Source organism: Vibrio antiquarius (genome assembly GCF_000024825.1).
GTDB classification, from domain to species: Bacteria; Pseudomonadota; Gammaproteobacteria; order Enterobacterales; family Vibrionaceae; genus Vibrio; species Vibrio diabolicus.
The window spans coordinates 2940614-2954395 of sequence record NC_013456.1 but is presented as its reverse complement, the minus strand read 5'-3'; the positions used below and the strand labels follow the sequence as shown (position 1 = coordinate 2954395).

Sequence of the window (13782 nt, the reverse complement as noted above, 5' to 3'; positions counted from 1 at the left end):
ATTACGCTTTCTCTGGAATTGCCTCTAGAAGCGCTACCATTTGGTCCCAGTACAGCTGAACGGTATCAATCTTCACTTTCTCATCTGGTGAGTGAGGGAATTTAATTGTTGGACCGAAAGACACCATATCCATGTGTGGGTATGGTTCTTTAAACAGGCCACACTCAAGACCAGCATGGATGACCATGATGTTCGGTTTATGACCGTAAATGCCTTCATACATATCACGGAAAATTGCCATGATCTCGGAATCTGCATCTGGCTTCCAGCCAGGGTAAGCACCTGAGAATTGAATTTGTGCGCCTGCTAATTCAGCAATTGAACGTAGCATACTCTCAACTTGGCTGCGGCCAGAGTCAATCAAAGAGCGAATCAGACACAGAACTGTCACCTTGTTTTCTTCAGTAGTGATCACGCCAACGTTCAGTGACGTTTCGACCACACCTTCAATTTCGTCGCTCATGCGCATGACGCCATTTGGGCATGCGTTAAGTGCGGCAATGAAGCGTTGCTGATCGGCGATTGAAAATACTTGCGCGTCAGTAGCGAGAAATTCATTAAAGGTTACGATACCTGTTTCGATTTTACCCAGTTCAGTTTTAAGCAGCTCAGTGTAGTGGTTGAACAGCTCAGCAAGCTTGTCTTGGTTTTCGACAGGAAGCGCGACAGTAACAAACGCTTCGCGAGGGATTGCATTACGTAAGCTACCACCACGGAATTCGACTAAACGTAAATCAAGCTCTTGAGCATGACCGGCAAGGAAACGACCAAGTAATTTGTTGGCATTACCGCGACCTGTGTGAATGTCACAACCTGAGTGACCACCTTTTAGGCCTTTCAGCGTCAGTTGGCGCGTTACGAAACCTGCAGGTGTTGCTTCTCGAGAAATATCGAAAGTCATGGTGCCATCAACACCACCGGCGCAACCCATGTAGACTTCGCCTTCTTGTTCAGAGTCTGTGTTTAGAAGGATCTCACCTTCTAACCAACCAGCCTCAAGACCAAATGCGCCAGTCATGCCTGCTTCTTCATCAATCGTCAGCAGAACTTCGATAGGGCCGTGCTTAATGTCTTTAGATGCCAATACAGCAAGGCAAGAAGCCATACCAATCCCGTTATCTGCACCAAGCGTCGTGCCTTTCGCCGTTACCCATTCGCCATCGATGTAAGGTTGGATTGGATCTTTGGTGAAGTCGTGTTCGGTGTCTTCGTTTTTCTGCGGCACCATGTCGATGTGTGCTTGAAGTACAACAGCCTTCTTATTTTCCATTCCAGGTGTCGCGGGCTTTTTGATGAACACGTTACCGGTTGGATCACGGCGAACGTCAAAGCCTTGCTCTGTTGCCCAGTTGATAATGTACTGTGCTAATGCTTCTTCATGTTTAGATGGGTGAGGGATAGAACAAATCTTATCGAAAAACTGCCAAAGTGGAGCAGGTGATAAGGTACTGATCTCAGAATGGAACTCAGACACGGAGGACTCCTTTTGATGTGCTTTGCCAAATATATACCGTAAAAATATTGTCGAAATAGCATTAAATGCTAGACGATTTGGCCTTCAAATTGCCGTTTAGCATACCACCAGATAAGGAGTACGAGTAGTCGCGTGCACAAGGATTTCTCTCAGAACTGTCACAGTTTGTGAACACAATGACAGGCACTATGCGTTCTTTATCATACTTTCTGAAAGTGGCTTTATTTTTTAACTCATAAAACTGTAATTTAATTACAGTTAAACTTTGATGAAGATCAATTTATATATTTTTTGTGATTCCAGTCACTAAAATGCTTGTAATTAAATTTCTTGGTGGTATATTTGTAACCAGCTTCTGAGAGAAGAATGAAATGCTCAAAGGATGAGTCCGTTTTATCGCCTCCAAGGAACCGAGAAATCAACGAATGTTTAATTGATTTAAAAGGTGATAGTTATGAAAGGTTTACCAAGTACAATGTTCTGGAATAGCAAGTCTGTTTACACCGGCAACTTTGTATACCCAACAAGCTTTGGCTACTAAGTGAAGTCAACGCATGTGACTCGAACAGTTTGTTCACCCCTATAAATTGGAATTTTTTTTCAGTGATAGTGCTGACATGATTCGCCGCCACCCAAATTGGGTGGCGTTTTTTTATCTCCACTTTCTATTTCTGACACATTTTCTGCCATCAAGGCTAGATTCTATTCTCCGTTCTTTAGTTTTATCGACTTCCCCGTCAAATCCACCTAGATATGACGCTTAAAACGCCCAGTTTCTATCTGAAAGTTTAGTACATTGTTCAGTTTTCATTCTGTTGTTGGGTTCTGAACGATAATTGTTAATTGTTGTTTTATAAGAATATATTTACTGTTTTGCTTTTAAGAATTAGCGAATGGGTTTCATATCCAAAGAAAAAAATCGCATTAGAGTGAAGATTCTATCTAGAATTTGCTATTTGATAACTTTATAATTCACGCCAATCGATTACGCAACCGTTTACTTTTTACCTTTACAGGATTCGATCATGCTCGAGAGGCTTTTTAAGCTCAGTGACAATGGCACAAATGTGCGCACTGAGATCATTGCAGGTGTTACCACCTTCCTAACCATGGCTTACATTATTTTTGTAAACCCAGCGATCCTGTCGGATACCGGTATGGACCGTGGTGCCATTTTTGTTGCAACTTGTCTTGCGGCCGCTATCGGCTGTTTCATCATGGGATTTGTTGCCAACTACCCAATTGCACAAGCACCAGGAATGGGGCTGAACGCATTTTTCACTTACTCTGTTGTGTTGGGAATGGGCTATACGTGGCAAGTTGCGTTAGCGGCGGTGTTTGTTTCAGGCCTGCTGTTTATTCTTTTGAGTATATTTAAGATCCGTGAGTGGATTATTAACTCGATCCCGCATTCTCTTCGAACTGGTATTTCAGCCGGTATCGGTCTTTTCTTAGCATTTATCGCATTAAAAAATGCAGGCATCGTCGTTGATAACCCTGCGACATTAGTTTCTATGGGAGACATCACATCATTGCCATCTGTATTGGCTGCGATTGGTTTCTTCCTTACTATCGCGCTTGTTCACCGTGGTGTGAAAGGTGCGGTGATGATCGCCATTCTTGGTGTTACAGCGCTTGGCCTTCTATTTGGTGATGTGCAGTGGAGCGGCATTATGTCAACGCCACCAAGCATTGCACCAACTTTCATGCAACTGGATTTCTCTGGTTTGTTTGAAGTTGGCATGATTTCCGTTGTGTTTGCTTTCCTATTTGTCGATTTGTTTGATACCGCAGGTACGCTAGTTGGCGTTTCTCAAAAAGCAGGCCTCACGGATGAGAATGGCAACATCCCGCGTTTAAACAAAGCGTTACTTGCAGACTCAACGGCAACGTCAGTAGGTGCACTACTTGGTACCTCAAACACCACATCTTACATTGAGAGTGTTTCTGGTGTGGCGGCTGGTGGTCGTACTGGTCTAACAGCAGTGGTTGTTGGTGTACTCTTCCTACTTGCTCTATTGTTCTCACCACTAGCAGGAATGATCCCAGCTTACGCAACATCGGGTGCTCTGTTCTATGTCGCGATTTTGATGCTGTCTGGGCTGGTAAGCATTGATTGGCGTGACCTAACGGAAGCATCACCAGTTGTTGTGACTTGTTTGGTAATGCCATTAACGTTCTCGATTGCAGAGGGCATTACGTTAGGCTTTATCGCGTACTCGGCGATCAAATTATTCAGCGGCAAGGGCCGTGAAGTGTCGATGAGTGTGTGGGTGATGTCTGCCATCTTCATCGTCAAATACCTCGTCGGTTAATTTCTCGAGCAAAAAGCCAGTGTGGATTTATTCACGCTGGCTTTTTCTTTTTTCACGTTGTTCACTTAAGACGGTTTTTCTGCGGAATAGGCAGAGAATTTTGATATCACCGTTGGTATTAGCGGTGTGTTTCGGTAGAATAATCGTTTGCGCAGCTTGAAATCCTCATCTCCATACGTTTTGGAGAGGTCAGTGAGCATTCCGCTTTTGAGTGAGTTCGCTAGATTTTGAGGATGCATATTTTCAAATTATTAGGTTATTACAATGAGTAAAAAATTCATTATCACTTGGGATGCAATGCAGACTTACTGCCGTGAACTGGCTGAAAAACAAATGCCAGCTGAGCAATGGAAAGGGATTTGGGCGGTAAGCCGCGGTGGTTTGGTTCCTGGCGCTATCTTGGCTCGTGAACTGGGTATTCGTTACGTTGATACAATCTGTATTTCAAGCTACGACCATGATCATCAGCGCGATATGACGGTACTAAAAGCACCTGAAGGCGATGGTGAAGGTTACCTAATCGTTGAAGACCTAGTAGACAGTGGTGATACGGCGCGCAAACTACGTGAGATGTATCCAAAAGCGAAGATGATCGCTGTGTGTGCAAAACCTTCAGGCAAAGCGTTGCTAGATGATTATGTGGTAGATATCGCGCAAGACACTTGGATTGAACAACCTTGGGACATGTCAATCCAGTACGCTGAGCCTGTAAACCGCAAGCAAAAATAAACGCTATTAAAGAATATTGAGAAATGCCCCTGTATAGGGGCATTTTTTTTATTATCATAACAACTCATGCTAATAGCCTAAGGTTCTTCCTATGTCTGAAGACGTCAGTAAAAATCTTTCCGAAACTTTGTTCGTGAAACATAAGCAAGCAAAAGAAACCTCTGCGCTTACCCAGTACATGCCGACCAGTCAAAAAATACTTGATGAGCGAGAGGCGCAGGGTGATCGTGCTTGGTATCGTCATTTGCGCCGCTTGCAATGGGCTTGGCAAGGGTTGTCTCCGATAGAGATGGAAGGTGTGCTTTCTAAAATCGCTTCTTCTTCCCACTCTCGAACCAATGATGATTGGTTAGACACCGTAATGGGATACCACAACGGCAACTGGACATTTGAGTGGATTAAGCTCGGCATGGAGCATCAGAAGCGTTCAAATGAAATGCAAGGTGAGGAGGCAGCCGATGAACTCTTCACTGCTTCTTTGTGTTTTAGTATCGCAGGCTACCCACATCTGAAGAATGATAATTTGGCCTTGCAGGCTCAAGTGCTGGCAAACAAAGCGTATTCTGACGGCGCAGAGAAGACCAAGTACACCATCAAGCAAATTGAAGTGCCTTACCAAAATCGCAAAATCATCGCGAACCTTCATTTGCCAAGAACCGACAAACAACTGCCTGTGGTGATGGTGAGCGCTGGTCTCGATACGTTACAAACCGACATGTGGCGTTTGTTCCGCAATCATCTTGCACCACGAGATATTGCAATGTTGACGGTCGACATGCCTTCGGTGGGGCACAGTTCTCACTGGCCTTTGACTGAGAACTCAAGCTGTCTGCACCAAGCGGTACTAAATGAGCTGTATTCATTGCCTTGGGTGGATCATCACAAAGTGGGGTTAGTTGGATTTCGTTTTGGTGGTAATGCCATGATCCGACTCTCTTTTGTTGAGCAAGAGAAGATCAAAGCTTGTGTAGCCCTCGGCGCACCCGTACATGATATTTTTACTTCCCCTGAGAAGCTGCAAAAAATGCCGAAGATGTATCTGGATCTGTTGGCTTCTCGCTTAGGGAAAAGCGCGGTTGATATTAATAGCATGGCGGGCCAGATGATGGCCTGGTCATTGAAGGTTCAGGGCTTCTTGAGCAGTAGAAAAACTAAAGTACCTATTTTAGCTTTGAGCCTTGAAGGCGATCCGGTGTCTCCACACAGTGATAACCAACTCGTCGCGCTGTTTAGCCAGTATGGCAGAGCGAAAAAAATCAGTTCCAAAACGATTACAAAAGGATATGAGCAATCCCTCGATTTAGCCATAAAGTGGCTAGAAGATGAATTATTAGGGTGACAATTCTCCTAAATTAGTTAAAAGTGATATATCTGAGAAAAAAATAAGCTCATGATAATTAAAAATAATAATCATTCTTGGGTGTTTACTTTTAACTATGAAAACGGAGATTCATATGTCAGAGACGACTCAGGGCCCGACTCACTTTCGCTTGATGTCAAAGTTGAAGGCGATAGGGCCTTACCTGCGCGAACCACAATCGCAAGAAGGGCGCTATTATTTTGATTGTCTATCTGTTTGTGTAGACGACAAAAAATCGCCTGAGAAGCGTGAATTTTGGGGCTGGTGGATGGATTTAGAATCCATCGAAGGAGGCTTTACTGCCAAATATCATATCGGCAAGTACAACAAAGAAGGGCAATGGGTATCTGAAGCCCTGCCTAAAAAAGCGGTAGAGGAAGTGTATCTGACGCAGAGCACATTCCATCAAAAGCTGGTTGATACTTTAGAAGAACACTTCAAATTAGAAGTCGAATATCACACGGAGTCTTTCGATTTCGCTTAATTTGGTTGTTTTCATTTAATACCAAACAAAAAGGTGCGAAAACGCACCTTTTCTCTTGTTAATTCCCTCTTTGATTGTTAAAACATCCTCTCTTTATTTGTTTTTCACTTCAGAAGACATCATGACAACGAATCAACAAAATGCAGTTGTTTCACAACCACAAACTGTCGTTGTGAAACTGGGTACAAGTGTGCTGACAGGCGGCACTCTGGCACTCGACCGTGCTCACATGGTTGAGTTAGCGCGCCAGTGTGCTGAGCTTAAAAAACAAGGCCATTCAGTGGTAATGGTTTCGTCTGGTGCTATTGCAGCAGGTCGTGAGCACCTTGGTTACCCCGCATTGCCCAACGAGATGGCGAGTAAACAATTACTTGCGGCGGTGGGTCAAAGTCGCTTGATTCAAACATGGGAGTCTTTGTTTGGTATTTACGGCATTAAGATTGGTCAAATGCTACTAACTCGTGCTGATTTAGAAGATCGCGAGCGATTCTTAAACGCACGTGACACCATCAATGCGCTCGTTGCGAACGATATTATTCCTATCGTAAACGAAAATGATGCCGTTGCGACCAGCGAGATTAAAGTGGGCGATAACGACAACCTTTCCGCTTTGGTGGGCATTTTGTGTGGCGCAGATAAGCTCTTGCTTTTAACTGACCAAAAAGGTCTGTTTACTGCTGACCCTCGTAAAGACCCGAACGCAGAGCTGATCAAGGAAGTAAAAACCATCGACGATACGCTGCGTAAAATCGCAGGAGGAAGTGGTACAACGTTGGGTACAGGCGGTATGGCAACGAAGCTGCAAGCCGCAGACATCGCTCGCCGCGCTGGTATCGAGGTTATTATTGCTGCCGGTAGTGCACCGAATGTTATCTTTGACTCTTTGAGTGCAGAGCCACAAGGCACGCGCTTCCTACCTTGCGCTGAAGCTTTAGAAAACCGTAAACGCTGGATTCTGGCGGGACCTGCGGCATCGGGCGACATCATTATTGATGATGGTGCGGTAAATGCAGTGGTCGGTAAGGGCAGTAGCCTACTTGCTAAAGGGGTAATCAAAGTAAGTGGTGACTTTGCACGAGGCGAAGTGGCGCGTGTAACAAATTCTCACGGTAAGTTGGTGGCTCGTGGCATCAGCGCCTACTCAAGTGATGACCTAACTAAAATTACTGGTAAGCACAGTAAAGATATCATCTCTATTTTGGGGCATGATTATGGCTCTGAGGTGATTCATCGCGATGATTTGGTCGTCATTCAGGAATAGAATTAGAGGGAAGCAAAGTGGATTTAACGAATATGGGTAAAGCTGCTAAAGATGCAGCTTTCGAATTAGCGACAGCGTCAACTGCGCAAAAGAACCAAGCTTTAGCGATCATCGCTGATGAGCTAGAAGCAAACTCCGTGGCTATTTTGGCGGCAAACGCTAAAGACATCGAACTTGGCCGTGAAGCGGGTTTAACCGATGCACTGCTTGATCGCCTTTTGCTGAATGAAGAACGATTGACTGCAATTGCGAATGATGTTCGCAACGTCATTAGCTTGAACGATCCTGTGGGCAGCGAAATCGACAGTAAGGTACTGGAAAATGGGATGTCATTGTCTCGCCGCCGCGTACCACTGGGTGTTGTGGGCGTAATTTATGAAGCGCGTCCTAACGTAACTATTGATATTGCGGCGCTGTGCTTGAAAACCGGCAACGCAAGCATTTTGCGTGGCGGCAAAGAGACATTTTTCTCGAATATGGAATTAGTGAAGGTTATTCAGTCTGCGCTAGCAAAGGCGAACCTTCCTGCCGCTTCGGTTCAGTACATTGAAAAGCCAGATCGTGAGTTAGTCTCTCAACTGCTTAAATTGGACGATTACGTCGACATGATCATTCCACGCGGTGGTGCAGGCCTACACAAAATGTGTAAAGAAAACAGCACGATTCCGGTGATTATTGGTGGCTTTGGTATCAGCCATATCTTTGTCGACGAATCCGCTGATCTAGAGAAATCCCTGAATGTGGTTGAGAACTCTAAAGTTCAACGTCCATCTGCGTGTAACTCATTAGATACGCTGCTCGTGCATGAAAAAATTGCAGCGCAATTCCTACCAATGATCGTAGAGCGCATGAACGATAAAGTGACGTTCGTGACAGAGCCAAAAGCAAAAGAACTCATGGAGCAAGCGAAACAAGTTCGCGATGCTATTGAAGGTGACTTTGATACGGAATGGTTGAGCTACACTCTTGGTGTAAAAGTTGTGTCTGATGTGAAAGATGCCATTGATCATATGCGTGTCCATAACGCGAGCCACTCAGATGCGATCATGACCAATAGTTTGGAAAACTCAGAACTGTTCATCAATTCTGTCGGTTCGGCGGCGGTTTATGTGAATGCTTCAACGCGTTTTACAGACGGTGCGCAATTTGGCCTTGGCGCAGAAGTCGCAGTATCTACGCAAAAGCTACATGCACGCGGTCCGATGGGCTTAGAAGAGCTAACTAGCTACAAGTGGGTTGGTAAAGCGAACTACTTAGCACGCAGTTAACACATTCGACGAGATCTTGAGTGAAAAAGGGGCCTTTGGGCCCCTTTTTGTTTTGTCTAACATACCAATTCCGCTACACTACATGAGCTTTTATTTCGGTTTGAAAGCGTTATACCCAAATAGCTTTAATAGAGTCCGTATAACCATGAACGCGTGGTTATCCGTGATTGCTAATGAGGTTATTTTGGTATAGATATGGAGGTGATATGCATTGTCCTTTTTGTTCCGAGAACGATACCAAAGTTATTGATTCCCGCTTAGTGGCTGATGGCCATCAAGTTCGACGTCGCCGTCAGTGCTTGGCGTGTAGCGAGCGTTTTACTACGTTTGAAAGCGCAGAGTTAGTGATGCCTAAAGTGATCAAATCGAATGGCAACCGTGAACCATTTGATGAAGATAAAATGGTTGGCGGTATTCAGCGCGCATTAGAGAAACGTCCAGTGAGTGCCGATTCTATAGAGTTAGCGATCAGCATGATCAAATCACAACTGCGTGCGACGGGTGAACGAGAGGTTCCGAGTGAAATGATTGGTAATTTAGTCATGGACCAACTCAAAGAGCTCGACAAGGTCGCTTATATCCGTTTCGCCTCAGTTTACCGCAGCTTTGAAGACATTCGCGAGTTTGGCGAAGAGATTGCCCGCCTAGAAGACTGAGTAGCTCATGACTCAACACACTCCTGAAAGAGCGTTTTCTGATTTAGATTTCGCCATGATGTCACGAGCTATTAAGTTAGCGAGACGTGGCATTTATACCACCGCCCCAAATCCAAATGTGGGGTGCGTCATCGTTCGTGATGAAGAAATTGTTGGTGAGGGCTATCACCACCGCGCAGGTGAGCCGCATGCCGAAGTGCACGCGATGCGCATGGCGGGTGAAAAAGCAGTCGGTGCAACCGCTTATGTGACGCTCGAACCTTGCTCTCATTACGGCCGTACACCGCCATGTGCTGAAGGGCTAATCAAAGCCAAAGTGGCACGTGTGGTTTGCGCAATGGTAGACCCAAACCCTAAAGTTGCGGGGCGGGGCATCCAGATGTTGCGTGATGCCGGAATTGAAGTACAAATCGGCTTGTTAGAGCAAGATGCCCTTGCCCTTAACCCTGGTTTTATAAAGTACATGCGTACAGGCATGCCGTTTGTTCAATTAAAAATGGCAGCCAGTTTGGATGGGCAAAGCGCACTCAGCAATGGGCAGAGCCAATGGATCACCTCCCCAGTGGCCCGCCAAGATGTGCAGCGTTATCGAGCGATGAGTGGTGGTATTCTCTCTACCAGCAAAACGGTGATTGATGATAATGCGTCACTCAATGTGCGTTGGGATGACTTACCTACCAGTGTTCAAGCGCAGTATTTACGAGAAGAACTTCGTCAACCAGTACGTGTAATCTTAGACCGTCAGAACCATTTAACGGATGCGCTCAAGCTGTTCCACACCGATGGAGAGCGAGTTATTGTTAGCCCAGATGGAGACTGTATCCCTCTATTGGACAGCGCTGACCAAATTGACTTATCAACGACATTAAAACGTATCTCGGATGAGCACCACATCAATCACTTATGGGTTGAAGCTGGAGCTACGCTAGCGAGTGCGATGATAAAGGCTAACCTTGTAGATGAGCTCATTGTTTACCTTGCGCCAAAACTCATGGGCAGCGATGGTCGGGGGCTTATCGGTGCTTTAGGGTTAAGCGCTATGGCTGACGTCATAGATTTAAACATTACAGACGTTCGTATGGTTGGGGTAGACATTCGCATCACCGCCACCATAAAACGTAATGAACTTAGATAAGAAATAGTATGTTTACAGGAATAGTAGAAGCAGTTGGCAAGTTAGCTGCGATTACGCCGAAGGGCGAAGACATCACCGTCACGATTGAAACGGGTACGCTTGATATGTCAGACGTTAAGTTAGGCGATAGCATTGCGACCAATGGTGTTTGCTTAACGGTAGTTGACTTCGGAAGCCACTATTACAGTGCTGATCTGTCATTAGAAACCTTGAAGAAAACTGGGTTTGCCGAATACCAAGTGGGCGATAAGGTGAATCTAGAAAAAGCCATGTTACCAACAACGCGATTGGGTGGACATATCGTTTCTGGCCATGTCGATGGGGTTGGTGAAATTGTCGAACGCAATTTAGTTGGCCGTGCGATAGAGTTTTGGGTTGCAATGCCTGCGGAAATTAGCAAGTACGTCGCAGAGAAAGGCTCGATTACAGTTGATGGTATTAGCCTAACCGTCAACGACTTACGTAAAAATGCTTTTAAGCTGACGATCGTTCCTCATACGAGTGAAGAAACTACGATTGACCAGTTTCAAGTGGGGCGCAAAGTCAACTTAGAAGTTGATGTACTTGCGCGTTATATGGAGCGTTTACTGCAAGGACAGCAAGAAGATAAGGCCGAGTCTCGTATCACGATGGACTTTTTACAGCAAAACGGTTTTGCATAAGTCTTGGGAGTGGCTGCGTGAGGCATGCGATAAAGAGCAGACTCACAGAACACCGCGAGATTCATTGACTTGCTTGATGCAAAGCTCAAACTATTGACCTCACCAGCATTCACTGCAACGTGATTTTTCATTGCTGTCGCAATAACAAATTTAGAATAACGGGATAACAGACTATGCCAATCAGTACGCCACAAGAAATTATTGATGATATTCGCGCAGGCAAAATGGTCATCCTAATGGATGATGAAGACCGCGAGAATGAAGGTGACTTGATCATGGCTGCCGAGCATATTACGCCGGAAGCCATCAACTTTATGGCAACCTATGGCCGTGGCCTGATTTGTTTAACCATGACCAAAGATCGTTGCGAAAGCCTAGGTCTGCCACCAATGGTGCAAGACAATAATGCGCAATACACAACCAACTTTACTGTTTCGATTGAGGCAGCAGAAGGGGTAACGACGGGTATTTCAGCCGCGGATCGCGCACGTACGGTTCAAGCGGCAGTCGCGCCAAATGCCAAAGCTGCGGATTTGGTGCAGCCTGGTCACATCTTCCCTCTCGCAGCTCAAGACGGCGGTGTACTGACTCGCGCAGGTCACACTGAAGCTGGCTGTGATTTGGCTCGCCTTGCTGGTTTAGAGCCTGCATCGGTTATTGTTGAGATCTTAAATGACGATGGCACTATGGCTCGTCGCCCTGATCTAGAGATCTTCGCAGAGAAGCACGGTATTAAATTGGGCACTATTGCCGACCTAATTGAGTACCGCAATAACACTGAGACAACGATTGAACGTGTGGCAGAGTGCAAGTTACCGACAGAGTTTGGCGAGTTCACGTTAGTCACGTACAAGGACACCATTGATAACCAAGTGCATTACGCAATGTGCAAGGGCGATTTGAAAGAAAAAGCGCCATTGGTTCGCGTTCACCTCCAAGATGTCTTTACTGATTTATTACGTAGCGATCGCAACGCAGAGCGCAGTTGGACATTAGACAAGGCAATGAAACGCATTGGTGAAGAAGGTGGTGTGCTGGTTGTTCTTGGCCATGAAGAGTCGACCGATCTACTTATTCATCGTGTGAAGATGTTTGAAGCGCAAGACAAAGGTGAAGCACCAACGCTTGCTAAGAAACAGGGCACGTCTCGCCGTGTTGGTGTGGGCTCACAGATTCTTGCGGATCTCGGTGTACATGATATGCGCCTTCTGTCATCGACCAACAAAAAGTACCACGCATTAGGTGGTTTTGGTCTGAACGTGGTTGAGTACGTCTGCGAGTAACAACCGAACAATAAGTTCCTAGTCTTTTACGCACTCAACTCGTCAATGGCTAGGAACCGGTGATTTGCCTCCAATTTCCATTAGATATTGCTCACAAATTTGTGCTAGAATCCGGCGATTCTCACTTGATGAACATATTTCACTTATAAATAGAGTTAAAGGAAAGCTTATGAAAGTGATCGAGGGTGGCTTCCCAGCGCCAAATGCAAAAATTGCTATCGTTATTTCTCGTTTCAACAGTTTTATTAACGAAAGCCTACTTTCTGGTGCGATCGATACACTAAAGCGTCACGGACAAGTAAGCGAAGACAACATCACGGTTGTGCGTTGTCCAGGTGCCGTAGAACTACCTCTAGTAGCTCAGCGTGTTGCTAAAACTGGCAAATTCGACGCTATTGTTTCTCTAGGGTCTGTTATTCGCGGTGGAACGCCTCACTTTGACTATGTTTGTAGTGAAATGAACAAAGGTCTAGCACAAGTGTCTATGGAATTCAGCATTCCAGTAGCATTTGGTGTTTTGACTGTTGATACGATCGATCAAGCGATTGAACGCGCAGGAACCAAGGCTGGTAATAAAGGTGCAGAGGCTGCACTAAGCGCACTTGAAATGATTAATGTACTATCTGAAATTGATTCCTAATGGGGGCCAGTGTGAAACCAGCCGCACGTCGTAACGCACGTCAATTCGCTCTACAGGCGATCTACTCATGGCAAATTACTAAAGAGAATGTTGCCAAGATTGAAGAACAGTTTTTGTCTGGCGACAAATACGATGAAGAAGAACTTCATGCATCTGAGCCAGCGCTTGCTGCTCCAGAAACAGACGTAGCTTACTTCCGTGAACTACTAAGCGGTGTTGTACTTAGCCACGCTGAGCTAGATAGCAAAATTCGTCCATACATCTCTCGTCCTATGCAGGATTTAGATATGATGGAACTTGCTCTTCTTCGCCTTGCTATGTACGAGATGACTCGTCGCGAAGATGTTCCTTACAAAGTTGTTATCAATGAAGCGATTGAACTTGCAAAAGTCTTCGCAGCAGAAGATAGCCACAAGTTTGTGAACGGTGTACTTGATAAAGCAGCACCTCACATTCGTAAGAAATAGCGATTTCTTCAATGAAAAGGTCAGCACATGCTGACCTTTTTTGTATCA

The 13782-nt window shown here is 45.4% G+C and carries 14 protein-coding genes; 13 read left to right on the top strand and 1 reads right to left on the bottom strand.

Translation table 11 applies throughout. From position 1 onward, the window contains the following. Position 1: 1 nt before the first annotated feature. Positions 2-1474, bottom strand: coding sequence for an aminoacyl-histidine dipeptidase (locus VEA_RS13720; protein ID WP_006741839.1), 1473 nt, complete (start codon positions 1472-1474; stop codon positions 2-4). Between the two features lie 454 nt (positions 1475-1928). Between VEA_RS13720 and vcdP the strand changes: the two genes are divergently transcribed. From vcdP to nusB, 13 genes are all read left to right on the top strand, one after another. Beyond that, positions 1929-2015 carry a small protein VcdP gene (vcdP, locus tag VEA_RS24695; protein WP_017635687.1) on the top strand — a complete coding sequence of 29 codons (87 nt, stop codon included), beginning with the start codon at positions 1929-1931 and terminating at the stop codon, positions 2013-2015. A 484-nt stretch (positions 2016-2499) separates the two neighbouring features. Beyond that, complete coding sequence (locus tag VEA_RS13715) at positions 2500-3789, top strand: NCS2 family permease (protein ID WP_006741838.1); 1290 nt, start codon at positions 2500-2502, stop codon at positions 3787-3789. 264 nt (positions 3790-4053) lie between these two features. Then, positions 4054-4518, top strand: a complete 465-nt coding sequence (gene gpt / locus VEA_RS13710; protein WP_005391418.1) for a xanthine phosphoribosyltransferase — start codon at positions 4054-4056, stop codon at positions 4516-4518. A 91-nt stretch (positions 4519-4609) separates the two neighbouring features. Beyond that, a complete protein-coding gene (gene frsA, locus VEA_RS13705) occupies positions 4610-5857 on the top strand; it encodes an esterase FrsA (protein WP_005391416.1) in 1248 nt (415 codons plus the stop codon). A gap of 115 nt (positions 5858-5972) precedes the next feature. Next, a complete protein-coding gene (gene crl, locus VEA_RS13700) occupies positions 5973-6362 on the top strand; it encodes a sigma factor-binding protein Crl (protein WP_005391414.1) in 390 nt (129 codons plus the stop codon). A 121-nt stretch (positions 6363-6483) separates the two neighbouring features. Next, positions 6484-7623 (top strand): glutamate 5-kinase, encoded by a 1140-nt coding sequence (proB, locus tag VEA_RS13695; protein ID WP_005391413.1) that lies wholly within the window; start codon positions 6484-6486, stop codon positions 7621-7623. Between the two features lie 17 nt (positions 7624-7640). Next, a complete protein-coding gene (locus tag VEA_RS13690) occupies positions 7641-8891 on the top strand; it encodes a glutamate-5-semialdehyde dehydrogenase (protein WP_041852983.1) in 1251 nt (416 codons plus the stop codon). Between the two features lie 206 nt (positions 8892-9097). Beyond that, positions 9098-9547 carry a transcriptional regulator NrdR gene (gene nrdR / locus VEA_RS13685; RefSeq protein ID WP_005381578.1) on the top strand — a complete coding sequence of 150 codons (450 nt, stop codon included), beginning with the start codon at positions 9098-9100 and terminating at the stop codon, positions 9545-9547. Positions 9548-9554: 7 nt separating this feature from the next. Further along, the gene (ribD, locus tag VEA_RS13680) at positions 9555-10682 is read left to right on the top strand and encodes a bifunctional diaminohydroxyphosphoribosylaminopyrimidine deaminase/5-amino-6-(5-phosphoribosylamino)uracil reductase RibD (protein WP_012842078.1); all 1128 of its coding nucleotides are present in this window, start codon (positions 9555-9557) and stop codon (positions 10680-10682) included. Between the two features lie 8 nt (positions 10683-10690). Beyond that, entirely contained in the window at positions 10691-11344 is a 654-nt protein-coding gene (locus tag VEA_RS13675) for a riboflavin synthase (protein ID WP_012842077.1), read from the top strand. Between the two features lie 173 nt (positions 11345-11517). After that, positions 11518-12627 (top strand): bifunctional 3,4-dihydroxy-2-butanone-4-phosphate synthase/GTP cyclohydrolase II, encoded by a 1110-nt coding sequence (gene ribBA, locus VEA_RS13670; RefSeq protein ID WP_005381573.1) that lies wholly within the window; start codon positions 11518-11520, stop codon positions 12625-12627. A gap of 169 nt (positions 12628-12796) precedes the next feature. Then, positions 12797-13267 carry a 6,7-dimethyl-8-ribityllumazine synthase gene (gene ribH / locus VEA_RS13665; protein WP_005381572.1) on the top strand — a complete coding sequence of 157 codons (471 nt, stop codon included), beginning with the start codon at positions 12797-12799 and terminating at the stop codon, positions 13265-13267. Beyond that, on the top strand, positions 13267-13734 hold the full coding sequence (gene nusB, locus VEA_RS13660) for a transcription antitermination factor NusB (protein WP_005381571.1): 468 nt from the start codon (positions 13267-13269) through the stop codon (positions 13732-13734). Before ribH ends, nusB begins: the two co-directional genes overlap by 1 nt. Positions 13735-13782 lie beyond the last annotated feature (48 nt).